Raw genomic sequence first — 16,628 nt, 5'->3', positions numbered from 1 at the left:
GGGAAACCTCAGAGATCTGCGCGCGAGCGCGATTTTATCTTCCAGCGATAAAGCGGGCGCAGAATTTCACGCTTCAGCTTGTCCGGCAGGGAGCGCGATTTCTGGATGGTGCTGCCGCCAAGGCGCACCGAGATTTCCTTCACTCCGCCCGGAAGGACTGACAGCGGTTTTAGCCCGGTGACCCAGTTCATCTGAGCTGTGGTATCGACCGGGCGGTCGAAAATTTCTGTGGCCGATAGCAATCGCTGCGCGGCTTCACGCCCGATAAGCTGTGCAACCATGCCAAGACCCACCGGCACTGGCTCGATGATCCGCGAAGTTTCCGTTGTCAGTATTGCACGCCCGCTTTCCCGCTCACGAAACGGAAAGCGGATGAAACTATCGATCTTGAGAACCTGACATGCGGCGGAATAGGCTGCGGCAAATTCCGGCGTCAGTTCCACGTCGTCTTCGAGGACGAGACCGGCATCCAGTCCCTGATCAATGATCGCCTGCCAGGCCTTTCGATGTGAAAGAAAACACGCGATTTCGTTCGTGCTGAGCTGGAATGGATAGTGGGGCTTGTGCGCAGATCGCCGATAGACACGGCTGATCGTTTGCGCATCGAGCGTGCGCCCGTCAACGGCGTTCACCACATCCGTCTTTACCGGCAGCTTTCGAATAAGTTCTTCGACTTGCGGCTGTCGGTCGGTGGCGCGCTCCAGATGGATGATGAAAGCCTTGACGGCCCTCTGTGGGCCGTCATTCGGAGTGATGTCGGGACGCGTTTCGTTCATGGTCCCTATCTACCTTGCAGCGCGCCAAAAGCTCAAGGTATTTTGCAAATCAGACCGGCTTCCAGCCCGGCTCGACACTATCGGCTTCTGCCCGCCACAAATCGGCATAGTCGACGTTCTGCCAATCCTTGAACCACGGGCCGCCGCGCGTGTAATGCACGACTTTCGGCAGCCCGGTTTCCGGCTTCTCGTTCCAGCCTTCCAGCCAGTTGTAGTCCGTTGGCAATGCGCCGATTTCATCATCGGCAGCCCATTGCATACGGTGCAGATAAGCGCCGGTTTCGCTGTTGACCAACTCCGGCGTCAACTGGCGTGTCGAGGGATGTTCGCAGTTGAACAACATGCAGGAGGACCAGTTCTTGCGCGGATAGCTGGTCTGTACCTTGCCATCCATTTTCACGCTGTCTTTGGGTTGATAATCGTGCTGAACGCAATAAACGGCCTTCGAAGGATCATTGTAAGATTGGAGACCAGCAATATCGCCAAGGAAAAGGAAGTCGCAATCGCAGAAAAGCGCCCATCCCTTATAGCCCGCAAGCCATGGCGTGAAAAAACGCGAATAGGTAAACTCTGTCGATGCCAGCGGATCGACGTCCCGTGTGTAGACCCCTTCATCGACAAGGTCCTGCAACTTGATCGGTACGATCTCCAGCGGGATAGAGGAATATTTCAGTGCTGATGCCTTGGCGACTTCATATGCGATGGGTTCGCGAGAATCCCACCCGATGAAAATGCGTAACGGTTCACTCATTCATATGCTCCTTCAAAGAGATTGTGTCGTGATCGTCCCCACGTTTTCTGCCGGAAATTATAATTATGTGCGCGATTACTGGATGAGGCTGATGCGTCCGGATTTGACCTTCTGCTCAACCCAACTGCGCTCATCTCCCCAGGTGTGGCGTTTCCAGCCTTCCCAGGTGAAGCCGCAGATTTTCACGTCCCAGCTTTCCTCCGGACATTTTCCGAGCATGTACCAGATGCCAAAAAAGCCAGTGCTTGGAAAGGCTTTGCTTATATTCTCGTCGGTTACGCCCAGCTCTTTGCACCCGGCCAGATAGAATTGGGGTGGCATGATCCGGATTTCCTTGCCTGCGGAACCAACGACTTCGATGGTTTGCATGGTCCAGTCTCCGCGCCTTCCCTTGAGGCGAGAGAGGAAATTGGGACCGGGGTGATATTTGCGGATGATGCTTGGATGATAAGCAAGCATCACTTCCTTGGCCGCCTTGAACGTCGGTGTTTGTACGAAGCCCGGATCGCGCAGCCGTCGCTGCATGGGCTTGCTGGACGTCGCCAGCATCAGGAGGTCCGTCCGGGTGCCGCTCATGCCGATAGATTGTTTGGGCTCATTGAAACGGACGACAAAATCCGCTGCATCTACTTCGGCAGAAAGATCGCGCGGTAAAGGCGCGTTGCCGACGATGAACAATGTCTTTTTCATGCACTCCAACTTTAATTAAAGCGCATCCCGAAAAGTGTGAAACGGTTTCGGACAAGATGCGCGTTAAAACAAACCATTAGAGCGCCGATCTGATTCAATCAGATCGAAATGCGCTCTTGAATGAATCGGTGCCAGCTTCGACATAGAAGATATAACTAAATTAGAATTACATAATGATTACAATATTGGGAGACTATTTTCTCGGCGACATCGGAAATCCGGGTAAAGCGCTAGGATTTCGCTGCAATCACGGCAGCCATGCAGGATATGCACTTCTCAAAAGGTGGAGAAAGACGGAAGCTCATTGTTGGGAGGAAGATAAAAAAGGGGATACCACCATGAATCTTCGCACCCATTTCCATCGCTGGATGCAGTATCGCGAAAATATTCGCGAATTGAGCGGCTGCACAGATCGCGAGCTTTCCGATCTAGGCCTTTCACGCACCGATATTCATCGCGTCGCACGCGAAGCCGCTTTTGCCTGACGCAACAAATCAGAGCCGGTTTACCATCTCGGCAATCGGCCCTGCTTCAATCTGCAAATTCTTCGAAAACTCACACGTCACCCGGCTTCTTGAAGCGGATGTGGATGTTATCGCTTGCGAGATCGAAGCCTGCATAGTTGCGTTGAAAGGCAATGAGCGCATCGTTGACGCCCTTTGAAAAATCGTCTTCCTGCACGTCGATATGGTGTCGGTAGAGGATTCTGTCGTCCTTATAGAATATAACCTGACCTTCCATCATAGCCTCCTTCTGATAACGCGCAGAGCAGAAATCCGTCGGCGGTTTCAGGCGTCGCGCGCTTTGAAACGGGTGGGTAGAGCAGCGTCTACACACGGGCCTATGGCTGAAGAGGTGCCAAGGGCACTTATCCAGTCGGTATATCTATTTGAAATAGGCGATATGGCGGGCGTTTCAAGATGAAGTGGTGCCGGTTCCGGCTTTGCTCAGCTCGAGCCATGCACGAGCCGCGTGAGACAGGAATGCCCCTTTTCGCCAGATCAGTGCCAAATGCCAGTTCACATTGGCACCTTTGATCCCGTGGATGCGCACGCCCGGGTGATACCGCTGTTCCGCGATCATTTTCGGCAGGAAGCCGATACCCATGCCTGCCGCTACAAGTTCAACGATGAAGTCGATCTGACTGGAGCGGACCGCAACGTTTGGAGAGAATCCATGCGAACGACATGCATCAAGGATGATATGATTGAGGGCAAAGCCGCTCTCGAAAAGGATGAACGGCAAGCTGGCAATATCCTGCAGCGAAACGCCGTCGCCATGTGCAAGCGCGTGGTTTGTCGGAAGCAGGGCCACAACCGGTTCGCATCGCACGTCCTGCCATTCGAAGCTGTCTTCGACGGGCAGAAGCGACGCCGCGAGTTCTACATCTCCGGCAAGCAGCAATTCTTCCAGCCTTCTGCTGCCATGCTCAACCAGCTGAATGTCGATTTCCGGATAGAGCTTCGTATAGGCCGCAAAGACGGGAGCGAAAAGCACACTGGAGCCAATGGGTGGCAGGCCGAGTTTCAGGAGGCCGCGCTTGAGGCCGCGCAACTCGCCCAACTCCGCCAGCATGTCGTCTTTTTCCGCCAGCATGGCAATCGCGCGACGGAAGACAATCTCGCCTGCTGTCGTGAGGCGAGAGGGCGAGATTTCACGATCCAGCAGAACCAACCCCAATTCGTCTTCAAGCTGTCTGACCGCCTTGCTGACGGTGGACTGGGTCGCGTTGATGGTTTTTGCGGCGGCGGAAAAACCGCCCTGCCGCACCACTTCGACAAAAGCCTGGAAGCTGCGCAAGTTCATGAGCCATTCTATTATCGAATAGCTGCAATGAAATCAATTCATTTCTAGAATATGGCGCAAAGGCCTATATCCATCGATGAAAATGCATCAGTCCCCATTGGAAAAGCACATGAACGCCCACAGCCTTTTGATCCGGTTTCGTTACGCACTGCATCACAGCCGTCTGATGCAGATCGCGACGCTGGTTGGCTTCTGGCTGGCTGGTGAGCTTTTCGTCCGACTGGTCGGCTTGCCACTTCCGGGCGGCATTGTCGGCATGGGGCTGGTGCTGGCCTTGCTTCTGAGCGGTCGTGTCAGCCTGTTCAGCATGAAACGCGGCGCAGAATGGTTTCTGGCAGAGATGCTACTTTTCTTCGTTCCCGCGGTGCTTGCCGTTCTCGAACATCAGGAGCTGATCGGTCTGCTAGGCCTGAAAATCATGGCTGTGATTTTGCTGGGTACGTTGACGGTCATGAGTGTCACTGCATTGACGGTTGATCTTTGCTACCGCTGGAGTTTGCGTTATGTCGCTAAGTAACCCGCTTGTAGCGACACTTTTCTGGTCTGCCGCAACGATCCTGCTTTATCTTGCCGCCAAGCGCGTCTACCGCCGCTTTCCCATGTGGTGGCTGACGCCGCTCGCCGTTACGCCATTGTTGCTGATGGCGCTGGTCATTGGGCTCAATCAGAATTATCGCGGCTATTTCAGCGCCACCCATTGGCTGGTCGCGCTGCTTGGGCCTGCAACGGTTGCTTTTGCGATCCCGATTTATCAGCAGCGCGCAACGATCCGCCGCTACTGGCCGGTGTTGCTGGCGGGTGTGGTCGTCGGAAGTTCGTCTGCCATGGCTTCGGCATGGGGTCTGGCGCATCTGCTGGGTCTCAATGAAGCAATCAGCCTCAGCTTGATGCCACGTTCGATGAGCACACCATTTGCGATGACTGTTTCCGGCGACATCGGCGGCACGCCTGACCTGACTGCAATCTTCGTGGTGCTGACTGGTGTATTCGGTGCAGCTCTCGGTGAGGTCATGCTCAACTGGTTGCCGATCCGTTCGGCACTGGCACGCGGAGCCCTTTTCGGCATGGGCGCACACGGAGCCGGTGTGGCCAAGGCTCACCAGATCGGCAGTGAGGAAGGTTCCATTGCAGGACTGGTCATGGTGCTTGTCGGTCTGGTGAATGTGCTTGCCGCCCCTTTGATTGCCCACTTTTTGTAAGAGCCTAATTTTACAGACGATTCTTTAAGAATCGCCCGGTTTCCGGGCGTTTTCTGTATGAGCGAATCTGCCTTTTTCTCGAGCGTCAACGTCTTTGCATAACTGATATGCATTAATGGCCGTTGCTGCAGGGAAGGGGAGCAGGTAAATATCCCTTCATCGAGTTCACTCCTCCTCCCAGAACTCGATAAGGAATACGGCACTCCTCCTCCCAAGCCGTATTCAAGATCAGGCCGCGCATCCTCCTCCCGCGCGGCCTTTTTCTTTTTTCAGCTCCCTGCAATCCTGCTTCGCTTTCGTCTCCATACGTTGACAATGCGTAACCGCGCGGTCCCATAGGCAAGCTCCGTCATCTGCTCTATTTCTGAAGCAAGTTCTGAAACGGGGAGACAGCGTCCATGACAAGCGGCATCCACCACATCACCCTCATCACCCGGAAAGTGCAGGCGAATGTCGATTTCTACGTCGGCTTTCTGGGCTTGCGTATCGTCAAGCAGACAGGCGGGTTTGAAGATGCCGAGCAGTTGCATCTGTTCTATGGTGATCGCTCGGGCACGCCCGGCTCCTTGATTACATTTCTGGTATGGGAGGATGGCTCCAAGGGCCGTGTCGGCCATGGTCAGATTAGCGAAATCGCACTTGCCATTGATCGTACTGCCATCGGTTTCTGGCTCGAGCGCGCCTTGCGTTATCACGTGCCTTCCGAGGGACCGGTTCAGGAGTTCGGCGAGCCCGTTCTGCGCCTGCGCGATCCCGACGGTGTGATCGTCAAGTTGGTCGGTTGCGATCTTGCCGCCAATGATGCGTGGGAAAGCGAGGGCATTCCGGCAGCTTTCGCCGTTAGGCGTTTGCGTGCCGCGACCATTCTGTCCGAAGCGCCGGAACAGACTGCGGGTTTCATCGGACGCTATTTCGGTTTCAAGCCCTCGGCGAAAGAAGGCACGATAGATCGTCTTCTGTCAGATTCCGGCGATGCTATCGACGTGCGCGATGCGGGCGGCTTCTGGCCAGGTATCCCCGGCACCGGCATTGCCGACCATGTCGCTTTCCGTGCTGCCGATACCGGCGAAGTGGAAACGGCGGAGAAGGAGCTTTCGAAGCTCAACTCGAGTGCCGTCAATGTGCACGACCGCAAATATTTCACGTCGCTCTACGTCCGTGAACCGGGCGGAACGCTGTTCGAATTTGCAACCGATGCACCGGGCTTCACAATAGACGAGCCGGTTGAAAAACTGGGCCAGTTCCTGTTTGTGCCGCCGGGCAATGAAGAAAAGGCGGATGCTATCCGGGCACGGATGCCGCAATTCGCACTGCCGGGCGAGGAGCGCATCATCTATCGCGACCTGCCTTTCGTTCACCGGATACACCAGCCGGAAGAGCCGGATGGCAGTACGCTGGTGCTTTTGCATGGTACCGGCGGGAATGAAAACGACCTGATGCCTTTCGCCCGCAAGGCCGCGCCACGCGCAACCCTTCTGGGCGTGCGTGGACGCAGCACGGAAGAAGGTATCCAGCGCTGGTTCCGTCGCTTCGACCTGAAAAAGTTCGATCAGGCCGATATTCAGTTTGAAGCGCAGGCATTCGAGGCTTTCGTTGAAGGTGCCGCCACCGCTTATGGTATCGATCTTAATCGGACGGCCTTTATCGGGAACTCCAACGGCGCAAATCTGCTGGCCGCTTTCATGCGTTTGCATCCGCATGTGGTTTGCACGGCGGTTCTTCTGCGCGGTCAGGAGGTTCTGGAGGAGCAGCCCGATGGCGCGGATTTGTCGGACGCTTCAGTGCTTTTGATGAACGGCGCTTCCGATCCTTTTGGCGATAGGAACAGGACGCTGGAAAAAGTCCTGAGAGAAGACGGGGCCGCTCTCACGATCAGCACGGTCGAGGCCGGGCATGCTCTCATAGATGAAGATATCCGCATCGCAAGCGACTGGCTTCGTGACAAGATATAAGTAAAAGGGCTGCGGAGAATTCCGCAGCCCTTTTTTAAATTAATCAAGCGGTTTCAGGTTTCGCTCGATCGCTTCGCGCTTTCCTTCGAGGAAAGGCGGAAGCGACAGGCTTTCGCCAAGGCTTTCAAGTGGCTCGTCGACTGCAAAGCCGGGACCATCGGTCGCGATCTCGAACAGGATGCCGTTCGGCTCGCGGAAGTAGAGTGAGCGGAAATAGTAGCGTTCGACTTCGCCGCTTGACGGCATGCGCACAGACCGCAGGCGGTCGACCCATTCCTGCATGCTTTCCTGATCCGGCGTGCGGAATGCCACATGGTGCACAGCGCCCGCACCCTGCCATGCAGTGGGCAGGTTAGGCTGTACTGCGACATGCAGTTCGGCTGCAGCACCGCCCGGACCCATGGAGAAGACATGGACGTGACCTTCACCGTCAGGCGAAACGTAATCGCCGGTCTGGCGCATATTCATGACCTTTTCCAGAATGATCTGGGTGGGCGCCAGTTCGGGAACACTGAGCGTGATCGGTCCGAGGCCCCTGATCTGTTTTTCCGCAGGCACAGGACTCCGGTCCCAGCTATGGGCTTCACCCGCTCCGCCGTCATCGGTCAGGCGCAGGCGCTGCCCTTCGGGGTCCTCGCAGTCGAGAACGGCCCGCCCGGCAACTTCGAAAATATCGCCTGTCTGGACGCCTTTATCGTTCAGGTGCTTTCGCCACCATTCCAGGCTTTCAACACCGTTCACACGCAAGCCGGTGCGGGCGACGCTGTTGGTGCCGCGCTGTTCGCGCTGTACCGGCCAATCGAAAAAGGTGATGTCCGTGCCGGGCGAAGCCAGCCCGTCTGCGTAAAACAGATGGTAGGCGCTGGTGTCGTCCTGATTGACGGTTTTCTTGACGAGCCGAAGCCCGAGCGTGTCGGTATAGAAGCGCCGGTTGCCGGGCGCGTCGGCGGTGATGGCTGTCAGATGGTGCAGCCCTGTCAGTTCCAAAGCCATAATGTGCCTCCTTCAGAAACGGAGTTGCTGTTGGCGGATATATCGGTCTGGGCTGATAGGTAGGAAAGTATCACCTGTTGAACAGTGTGTAACCCATAAGCCGCAATCGCGTTGCGTTCCGACAATGGTGGATAATTGGGGCTTGGCAGAACGTTTCATGTAAAGAATATATTAACCCTCAAAATCCGGGTGTAAGAGACCTGTTGGCGTAGCTTTGAGGGGAGTTTGGTTTTGCGGCGCGTTTTTTCTCGGACTGCCCCTGCATTGCTTGTGCTTTTGTCTCTGCTTGCCGGTTGCGCCAGCCGGCCTGAAGGCGTGCTTGTGCCTGTCGGCAATGCCGCTTCTCCCGGTACCACCAAGGTTGACCTTGTCGTGGCAACCACGCGCCGTCCATCCGACAAACCGGGCATTCTTTTCTCCGGCGAGCGCGACAAGCTCGTGTCGCTCAACGAGATTGTTGTATCCATTCCGCCGGAAAAAAACCGCAAGGCGGGTGAGGTGCAGTGGCCGAAGAAGCTGCCGCCTAATCCGCAGAAGGATTTCACCACCGTCAGCGTGACGCCGCTCAAAACCGATGTGGAAATGGCAGGCTGGGTTCGCCCGCATCTGACCAAGAGCCGCCGCGTGATGGTTTTCGTGCATGGCTTCAACAATACGTTCGAGGATTCCGTCTATCGCTTTGCCCAGATCGTGCATGATTCCGGAGCCGATGTTGCGCCGGTGATCTTCACCTGGCCATCGCGTGCCAGCGTGTTCGACTATAATTACGACAAGGAAAGCACCAACTATTCCCGCGATGCGCTGGAGCAGATCTTGCGCGCCATCGCACGCGAGCCAGAGGTTAAAGACATCACGGTCATGGCCCACTCGATGGGCAGTTGGCTGACGGTCGAGGCTCTGCGTCAGATGGCGATTCGCGACGGTCGCGTGAATACCAAGATTACGGATGTTATTCTGGCATCGCCCGATCTCGACGTCGATGTTTTCTCGAAGCAGTTTCTCGCGATGGGCAAGCCGCATCCGCGCTTCACATTGTTTACGTCGCGGGATGACAAGGCGCTTGCGTTGTCACGGCGTATTTCCGGCAATATTGACCGCCTCGGCCAGATCGATCCGTCAATCGAGCCGTATCGCTCCGAGCTTGAAAAAGCAGGCATTACCGTCATCGATCTCACCAAGCTCAAGTCGGGCGATAGGCTCAACCATGGCAAATTCGCCTCCAGTCCGGAGGTCGTGCAGCTTATCGGTCAGCGTCTCGTTGCTGGTCAGACGATCACGGATTCGCAGGTCGGTCTTGGAGATCGTCTGGGTGCGGTAGCGATTGGTACGGCACAGGGTGTCGGTACGGCCGCCTCGCTGGTGGTAACAGCGCCGATTGCCGTATTCGACCCGAACACACGCAAAACCTATGATGAGCAAATCGATCGTTTCGGTCGCGCTGTCGGTAATACCGTTGGCGCGGTGACGATCCCGACCCAGTAAGTGCTAGGAGTTGTCATATTTGAGCTGACGCTGTAGGACTCGCGGCCATCAGAAGATCGGCCCGCGAGGAGGAACGCGTATGCAGATTATCCGCACCATCGAGGAATTGCGGCAGGTTCTGGTGCCTGCGCGTCGTGCGGGCAAGTGCATCGGCTTCGTGCCGACCATGGGCTATCTTCACAAAGGCCATCTGGAACTTGTACATCGTTCCCGCGCCGACAATGACGTGACCATCGTGTCGATCTTCGTCAATCCGCTGCAATTTGGCGCGAATGAAGATCTCGACAAATATCCGCGCGATCTGGAGCGCGATGCGGCTCTGTTGCGGGGGGCAGAGGTCGATTACCTTTTCGCACCAGCCGTCAGCGACATGTATCCGCGCCCGATGCAGACGGTGGTGGATGTGCCGACGCTCGGCAATCAGATGGAAGGGGAGGCGCGTCCGGGCCATTTCGCCGGGGTCGCGACGGTGGTCAGCAAGCTCTTCAATATCGTCGGCCCCGATGCCGCCTATTTCGGCGAAAAGGATTTTCAGCAACTCGTCATCATCCGCCGCATGGTGGAGGATATGGCCATTCCGGTGCGGGTCGTCGGCGTGGAGACGGTGCGGGAGGATGACGGTCTTGCCTGCTCGTCACGCAATGTCTATCTGACCCCGGAACAGCGCGCTGCTGCCATCATCGTGCCGAAAGCGCTTGATGAGGCCGAACGGCTTTATCGGGCCGGTGTGGACGACCCCGATGCGCTGGAAGCGGCAATTCACGCGTTTATCGCCACAGAACCGCTGGCGACGCCCGAAGTTGTGGCGCTGCGCGACCCCGAAACGCTGGAACGCGTGACGGCGGTGCAGGGGCGGCCCGTGCTGATTGCGCTGTTCGTGCGGCTTGGCACAACGCGGCTTCTCGACAATCGCGTCATTGCGCATGTCGCACAGGAACAGGCGGCCTGACATGAGCGCACCCGTCAAACAGAAGCGACTGACGCCCAAGGCCATTTCAGCCCTGAAGGGCGAGCGCCCGATTGTCAGCCTCACCGCTTATACGACACCGATTGCGCGTCTGCTCGATCCGCATTGTGATCTGCTGCTGGTGGGCGACTCGCTCGGCATGGTGCTCTACGGCATGGATTCTACGCTCGCCGTAACGCTCGACATGATGATCGCCCATGGGCAGGCGGTGATGCGCGGCGCCGAGACGGTTTGTGTCATCGTCGATATGCCGTTCGGTTCCTATCAGGAATCTAAGGAACAGGCGTTCCGCAATGCCGCCCGCGTGATGCAGGAAGCCGGCTGCGACGGCGTCAAGCTTGAAGGCGGCGAGGAAATGGCCGAAACGGTCGCATTCCTCGTCAAGCGTGGCATTCCGGTGTTTGGCCACGTCGGTTTGATGCCGCAGCAGGTCAATACGGTTGGCGGTTTCCGCTCGCTCGGGCGCGGCGACGAGGAAGCCGATCGCATTCGTCGTGACGCGCGGGCCATAGCCGATGCCGGTGCCTTTGCGCTAGTTATCGAAGGCACGGTCGAGCCGCTGGCCCGCGAGATCACCGCATCGCTCTCCGTCCCGACGGTGGGCATCGGCGCGTCGGCTGCCTGTGACGGACAGATACTGGTTTCCGACGACATGCTGGGACTGTTTCAGGACTTTACGCCGCGCTTCGTGAAGCGCTTTGCACAACTGGCGCCGCAGGTTTCGGATGCGGCCAAAGCCTATGCCGAAGAGGTGCGTGCGCGCACATTCCCGGGGCCGGAGCATGTTTTCGGGGCCAAACCGAAAGCTTAGACTGCAAAACTTGTGCCGTATGGCGGTAGCGCCTTGTAATTATTCGTCAATCGCGTTCAATGTCGGAAGTGTTTTCCGGAGTTGCCGTGACCAACGATATTGCCCATACCGAACTGATTGCAGTGCTGGCCGCCGTAACCGGCGAGCAGCCGCGCGTCATGACCGTGCGGCCCAAGGAAACATCAGTGCAGGCGCTACCGTCGGGTCCGTTCGAAAGCGAACACCGTTCGTTGCAATCCGGTCTGCGCGCGTGGGTGCAGTCGGAAACCGCACATCCGGTCGGTTATCTGGAGCAGCTCTACACTTTTGCCGACCGTGACCGTCACGCACAGGGCGAACGCATCATCTCGATCAGCTATCTCGGCCTTGTGCGTGAGAGCGATGCGGCGGCGGGGCAGGCGGGCTGGCGCGGCTGGTATGATTATCTGCCATGGGAAGATCACCGTCAGGGCGAACCGGCCATCATGGAGCATCTCAACAACGCACTCCTTGTCTGGGCCTATCGGGCCGAAACGCCGGAACTGACCGCGCAGCGCATGCGGCGCATCGCCTTCACCTTCGGCTTTGAAAATGGCGAGTGGGGCGGGCGCTGGAACGAAGACCTCGTGCTGCAACGCTATGAACTGCTGTTCGAAGCCGGTCTGGTGGCGGAAGCTGGGATGAAGGAAGACGAGAACGGTCGCTCCATGTTTGCCGATCATCGCCGCATCCTTGCCACCGCCATTGCGCGACTGCGCGCCAAGATCAAATATCGCCCGGTGGTGTTCGAATTGATGCCGGACAGTTTTACGCTTCTGCAACTCCAACGGACTGTCGAAGCGCTGGCGGGCCTGCGCCTGCACAAGCAGAATTTCCGCCGCCTGATCGAGCAGCAGGATCTGGTCGAGGAAACCGGCGAAAGCGACAGCGAAACCGGCGGTCGCCCGGCAAAACTGTTCCGTTTCCGTTACTCGATTGTCGAGGAACGCGCCCTTTCCGAGCGCCATCTGGCCGGAGCCAAGCTGCCAATCTCCCGAGATTGACAATATACTCGAATCGAGTATAAGTTCATAAACATGAAATACTCATATTGAGTATAATGGGTAGGCTCGGGAGGCCCAACCATGAACGATCATGTTTCCGTTTCGCAACTTTATGACCGCGTGGCCAAGGTGCTGCCGAAGGCGGAGTGGCTGGGCTTCGAAGACGATGTCGCAGCCATTCTCGAATTGAAGAAAAAGCGTAATACGGTGATCCTTGCGCATAATTACCAGACGCCCGAAATCTTCCATTGCGTGGCCGATATTGTCGGCGACAGTCTGGCGCTGGCGCGCAAGGCTGCGGAAGTGGAGGCCGATGTGATCGTGCTGGCGGGTGTGCATTTCATGGCCGAAACGGCCAAGCTGCTTAATCCCGGCAAGACGGTGCTGATCCCCGATATGGGCGCGGGCTGTTCACTTGCCGACAGCATCACGCCGGAAGATGTAGCGCTGTTACGGCAGACGCATCCGGGCGTGCCGATCATCACCTATGTCAACACCTCGGCAGCCGTGAAGGCCGCATCGGATATTTGCTGCACATCCGGGAATGCCAAGAAAGTGGTGGAGTCGCTTGGCGTGCCACGCGTGCTGATGATCCCCGACGAGTTTTTGGCGCAGAATGTGGCGCGCGAAACCAATGTCGAAATTCTCGCCTGGCATGGCCATTGCGAGGTGCATGAGCGGTTCACGCCCGACGATATCCGTGAATTGCGTGAAAGCCATCCCGGCGTCGTGGTTCTGGCCCATCCCGAATGCCCGCCGGAAGTGGTGGCGGTCGCCGATTTTGCCGGTTCCACAGCGGTCATGTCGGACTATGTCGGCGAGAAGAAGCCGCAGCGTGTCGTGCTTTTGACCGAATGCTCGATGAGCGACAATGTCGCCGTCGATCACCCGGATGTCGAGTTCATCCGCCCGTGCAATCTCTGCCCGCATATGAAGCGGATCACGCTCGCCAATATTCGCGATGCACTGGAAAACAACCGTCATGAAGTGATCGTCGATGCCGCCTTGATGGAGCCTGCCCGGCGCGCCGTCGAGCGGATGCTAGCGGTATGAGCGCGGCTCCGGTCCTCGTCATTGGCAGCGGCCTTGCCGGTCTGATGACGGCGCTGACGCTGTCGCCGCAGCCGGTCCTGCTGGTGACAGCGGGAAGCCTCGGCCTGTCTGGTTCCAGCACTTTGGCGCAAGGCGGTATTGCCGCAAGCGTTGGCACTGACGACAGCTTGGCACTGCATCTGGCCGATACGATCGCGGCGGGCGACGGCCTGTGTGACGCAGGCGTGGCGTCAGAAATTATCGCGGCAGGCGCGGACGTCGTTGCGGCGCTGGAGGCGCATGGCGTGCGTTTCGACCGCAAGGCGGACGGTTCATTTTCGCTCGGGCTGGAAGCCGCCCATAGTCGCTATCGCATTGTGCATGTGGATGGCGATGGGACCGGCGCGGGCATCATGCGCGCCTTGATTGCGAAAGTGCTGGCGACGCCTTCGATCAACGTCATGGAAAATACCCGCGCCTCGCGGCTCATCCGGCAGGATGGCCGTGTCGCCGGCGCTTGTCTTGAAAATGTCGGTCCGGTTGCAGCGCGCGCCGTGGTGCTGGCGACGGGCGGGATCGGTGGACTTTATAACGCAACGACCACGCCGCTCGGCAATCTCGGCCAAGGGGCCGCATTGGCAGGTCGCGCAGGCGCTGTGCTTGCGGATATGGAATTCGTGCAATTCCACCCGACCGCGCTTGCGGTTTCTGCGCCGCGTCTGCCGCTGATCAGCGAGGCGGTGCGCGGGGAGGGCGCCATCCTCGTCAATCATCGCGGCGAGCGCTTCATGGCGGATATTCCGGGCCGCGAGCTTGCGCCCCGCGATGTAGTGGCGCGCGCCATCGGCAGCGAGATCGCGCAAGGGCGCAAGGTCTATCTCGATGCGCGTACAGCTCTGGGCGCGCGTTTTGCAACCCGGTTTCCCGGTATCGATGCGCTTTGCAAACAACATGGCATCGATCCGTCCAGCGACCCCATCCCGGTCAGACCCGCCACGCATTATCACATGGGCGGCGTCAAGACCGACGCTGACGGTCGCACCAGCTTGCCCGGTCTCTGGGCGGTGGGGGAGGCCGCCTGCACCGGCCTGCATGGCGCCAACCGGCTTGCCAGCAATTCACTGCTTGAAGCCGCCGCCATGGGGCTGCGCGCCGCCCGCGCGATTGGCTGTGCAGAGGCGGTCGCCGTGCGGCATCCCGTGCCTGTCAGCCTGCCGCAGAGCGCGGACGCTGAACCCGTGCGGCACATTGTTTCCCGCCATCTTGGCCTGCTGCGTGATGAAGAAGGTTTGCGTTCTGCAATCACCACCCTTCTCCCCCTCGCGGAGACCGACGATGCCGCAGCCGTGGCGTTGGTTGCTGCGGTTGCGGCATTTGACCGGTGCGAGTCGCGCGGCAGCCATGCCCGCACCGACTATCCCGCCAAAGATGCGGCTCCAGTCCGCAGCTTTTTCACTTTTTCGGCAGCTTTCGCACTGGCACGCGAAATCGCCGCGCCTCACCCTGTTACAAGGACTGCATGATGAACCTGCCGCGCTTGTCTCCGCTTGTCGTCGAACCGCTGGTGCGCGCCGCACTTCTGGAAGATCTGGGGCTTGCTGGTGATATTACTAGCAATGCGGTGGTGCCGGAGGATCACCGCTCGGCCATGCTGTTCAGCCTGCGCCAGCCGGGCGTCATCGCCGGGCTGGATGTGGCCGAAATGGCGTTTCGTCTGGTCGATCCGGACGTCACATTCGAACGTCTGGCGCGGGACGGTCAGTCTCTTGAGAAAGGGGCGGATGTTGCCCGCGTTTCCGGCTCGTCGCGCTCGATCCTGGCGGGGGAGCGGACGGCGCTGAATTTCCTCGGCCACCTTTCCGGCATTGCCACGGCAACGGCGGGTCTGGTGAAAGCGGTTGCGGGCACCGGGGCCTCCATCGTCTGCACGCGCAAGACGACACCGGGGCTGCGCGCCTTGCAGAAATATGCAGTGAGGGCAGGCGGCGGCATGAACCACCGTTTCGCGCTTTATGATGCGGTGCTGATCAAGGACAATCACATCGCGGTCGCTGGCGGCGTGCGCGAGGCCATCGAGCGCGCCAAGGCGGGGGCTGGTCATATGGTCAAGATCGAGGTGGAAGTCGATACACTGCAACAACTCGAGGAAGCGATGGCCATCGGCGTGGACGCCGTATTGCTCGATAACATGTCGCCTGCGCAATTGAGTGAGGCAGTATCGATCATCGATGGTCGCGCCATTTCAGAGGCCTCGGGCGGTATTACGCCTGAAACGGTGGCGGCCGTTGCGGCTAGTGGCGTCGATCTGATTTCAGTCGGCTGGACCACGCACAGCGCCCCCAATCTCGATATCGGGCTCGATTTTGAACTGAATAACTGAGGCTTTATGCCTTGAGTAGCGTGGAAGGTAGTCTCTCCCGCGCCACCAAATTCCAAATGCGTTCTGCTATCAAGCCCAACCCAACTCACGGTGTTGGGTCTTGCGCATTTGAGGTGACGGTTTCCTCCAAACTGCCGCAAAGTATTCCATAAAAACATGATTGATTCATTCATATTTTCGTGTCACAACACAAATGACTGATAGTCAGTCATGAGTCGTGCGGTGATTCAGCGGCTTGCTTGTGTGCGTGCCGGTTGCCGGATTGCCGTCACGGCTCAAAACATCGCAGCAGCGAGTTTGATAGATATCGAGCAGGAGGGAAGCGTGATGCTTCACCATAAGGAAAACTGGCCTTACGTCGTCACCCTGTCGACGGGCGCATCGACCTTGGAAGAAACGCGTGAATTCTTTGATGTCTGGAACCGGTGGCTTGATGCGGGAAAGCCCTTTATCACGATCCGCCGTTTTCTAGATGAGGATGCTCTGGCACATCCCGAAGGTTCGGCGCGCGAAGTCAAGCAATGGCTCCAGCAGAATGCGCAGCGCATTCGCGAACAGGTGATGGGCATGGTGAACATCGTGCCGGAATCGGTATATGAACAGGCAAGCCGCATGGATGCCGAAAAGCTGTTTCGCGTTCCGGCGGGCACATTTTCCAATGTCGATGCGGCACTGCATTGGCTCGAAGACCGTGTCGTTCGGCCAAATCAGCTTGATTTTGACCGGGCAGCGATCCGGGATAGATTGGAAGTATCCTGAAATTTCGG

General features: G+C 57.9%; 18 protein-coding genes. 12 read left to right on the top strand and 6 right to left on the bottom strand.

What is annotated here, in order from left to right; genetic code table 11:
- Nucleotides 1-8: 8 nt before the first annotated feature.
- From MKS82_RS07940 to MKS82_RS07930, 3 genes are all read right to left on the bottom strand, one after another.
- The gene (locus tag MKS82_RS07940) at nt 9-776 is read right to left on the bottom strand and encodes a glycosyltransferase family 25 protein (protein ID WP_109986040.1); all 768 of its coding nucleotides are present in this window, start codon (nt 774-776) and stop codon (nt 9-11) included.
- Nucleotides 777-825: 49 nt separating this feature from the next.
- A complete protein-coding gene (locus MKS82_RS07935) occupies nt 826-1,527 on the bottom strand; it encodes a glycosyltransferase (RefSeq protein WP_109986041.1) in 702 nt (233 codons plus the stop codon).
- A gap of 75 nt (nt 1,528-1,602) precedes the next feature.
- Entirely contained in the window at nt 1,603-2,217 is a 615-nt protein-coding gene (locus MKS82_RS07930; protein ID WP_109986042.1) for a glycosyltransferase family 29 protein, read from the bottom strand.
- A 338-nt stretch (nt 2,218-2,555) separates the two neighbouring features.
- Here MKS82_RS07930 and MKS82_RS07925 point away from each other — a divergent pair, with 338 nt between their 5' ends.
- Entirely contained in the window at nt 2,556-2,702 is a 147-nt protein-coding gene (locus tag MKS82_RS07925; protein WP_010658239.1) for a DUF1127 domain-containing protein, read from the top strand.
- A gap of 70 nt (nt 2,703-2,772) precedes the next feature.
- Here the strand turns inward: MKS82_RS07925 and MKS82_RS07920 are convergent, their stop codons facing one another.
- Nucleotides 2,773-2,958: a hypothetical protein gene (locus tag MKS82_RS07920; RefSeq protein WP_104756125.1), complete on the bottom strand. Its 186-nt coding sequence runs from the start codon at nt 2,956-2,958 to the stop codon at nt 2,773-2,775.
- A 174-nt stretch (nt 2,959-3,132) separates the two neighbouring features.
- Nucleotides 3,133-4,023, bottom strand: a complete 891-nt coding sequence (locus MKS82_RS07915; protein ID WP_109986043.1) for a LysR family transcriptional regulator — start codon at nt 4,021-4,023, stop codon at nt 3,133-3,135.
- 109 nt (nt 4,024-4,132) lie between these two features.
- Between MKS82_RS07915 and MKS82_RS07910 the strand changes: the two genes are divergently transcribed.
- The 3 genes from MKS82_RS07910 (at nt 4,133) to MKS82_RS07900 (ending at nt 7,174) form a co-directional block, all read left to right on the top strand.
- Nucleotides 4,133-4,540: a CidA/LrgA family protein gene (locus MKS82_RS07910; protein WP_109986044.1), complete on the top strand. Its 408-nt coding sequence runs from the start codon at nt 4,133-4,135 to the stop codon at nt 4,538-4,540.
- Entirely contained in the window at nt 4,527-5,222 is a 696-nt protein-coding gene (locus tag MKS82_RS07905; RefSeq protein ID WP_109986045.1) for an LrgB family protein, read from the top strand. Before MKS82_RS07910 ends, MKS82_RS07905 begins: the two co-directional genes overlap by 14 nt.
- A 398-nt stretch (nt 5,223-5,620) precedes the next feature.
- Complete coding sequence (locus tag MKS82_RS07900; RefSeq protein WP_176037145.1) at nt 5,621-7,174, top strand: VOC family protein; 1,554 nt, start codon at nt 5,621-5,623, stop codon at nt 7,172-7,174.
- 39 nt (nt 7,175-7,213) lie between these two features.
- Here MKS82_RS07900 and MKS82_RS07895 read toward each other — a convergent pair whose 3' ends face one another.
- Complete coding sequence (locus tag MKS82_RS07895) at nt 7,214-8,167, bottom strand: ring-cleaving dioxygenase (protein WP_109986047.1); 954 nt, start codon at nt 8,165-8,167, stop codon at nt 7,214-7,216.
- A gap of 225 nt (nt 8,168-8,392) precedes the next feature.
- On the opposite strand from MKS82_RS07895, the gene MKS82_RS07890 reads away from it, so the two are divergent.
- The 8 genes from MKS82_RS07890 to MKS82_RS07855 all read left to right on the top strand — a co-directional run bounded on the left by MKS82_RS07890 (nt 8,393) and on the right by MKS82_RS07855 (nt 16,620).
- Nucleotides 8,393-9,649, top strand: a complete 1,257-nt coding sequence (locus tag MKS82_RS07890; RefSeq protein WP_176037147.1) for an alpha/beta hydrolase — start codon at nt 8,393-8,395, stop codon at nt 9,647-9,649.
- 79 nt (nt 9,650-9,728) lie between these two features.
- Complete coding sequence (panC, locus tag MKS82_RS07885; RefSeq protein ID WP_109986048.1) at nt 9,729-10,598, top strand: pantoate--beta-alanine ligase; 870 nt, start codon at nt 9,729-9,731, stop codon at nt 10,596-10,598.
- Between the two features lies 1 nt (nt 10,599).
- The gene (gene panB, locus MKS82_RS07880; protein WP_109986049.1) at nt 10,600-11,427 is read left to right on the top strand and encodes a 3-methyl-2-oxobutanoate hydroxymethyltransferase; all 828 of its coding nucleotides are present in this window, start codon (nt 10,600-10,602) and stop codon (nt 11,425-11,427) included.
- Nucleotides 11,428-11,486: 59 nt separating this feature from the next.
- Nucleotides 11,487-12,449 (top strand): NUDIX hydrolase, encoded by a 963-nt coding sequence (locus MKS82_RS07875; RefSeq protein ID WP_109986050.1) that lies wholly within the window; start codon nt 11,487-11,489, stop codon nt 12,447-12,449.
- 81 nt (nt 12,450-12,530) lie between these two features.
- Nucleotides 12,531-13,502, top strand: a complete 972-nt coding sequence (gene nadA, locus MKS82_RS07870) for a quinolinate synthase NadA (RefSeq protein WP_109986051.1) — start codon at nt 12,531-12,533, stop codon at nt 13,500-13,502.
- The gene (locus tag MKS82_RS07865; protein WP_176037148.1) at nt 13,499-15,004 is read left to right on the top strand and encodes an L-aspartate oxidase; all 1,506 of its coding nucleotides are present in this window, start codon (nt 13,499-13,501) and stop codon (nt 15,002-15,004) included. Before nadA ends, MKS82_RS07865 begins: the two co-directional genes overlap by 4 nt.
- Nucleotides 15,004-15,861, top strand: a complete 858-nt coding sequence (nadC, locus tag MKS82_RS07860) for a carboxylating nicotinate-nucleotide diphosphorylase (protein ID WP_109986265.1) — start codon at nt 15,004-15,006, stop codon at nt 15,859-15,861. Before MKS82_RS07865 ends, nadC begins: the two co-directional genes overlap by 1 nt.
- 327 nt (nt 15,862-16,188) lie before the next feature.
- Complete coding sequence (locus MKS82_RS07855) at nt 16,189-16,620, top strand: hypothetical protein (RefSeq protein ID WP_176037286.1); 432 nt, start codon at nt 16,189-16,191, stop codon at nt 16,618-16,620.
- Nucleotides 16,621-16,628: the final 8 nt, after the last annotated feature.

This window comes from Ochrobactrum sp. A-1, assembly GCF_022488005.1.
Classification (GTDB): Bacteria; Pseudomonadota; Alphaproteobacteria; order Rhizobiales; family Rhizobiaceae; genus Brucella.
Note: the sequence above shows the minus strand (reverse complement) of the source record. Positions and strands in the feature narration are given on the sequence as shown.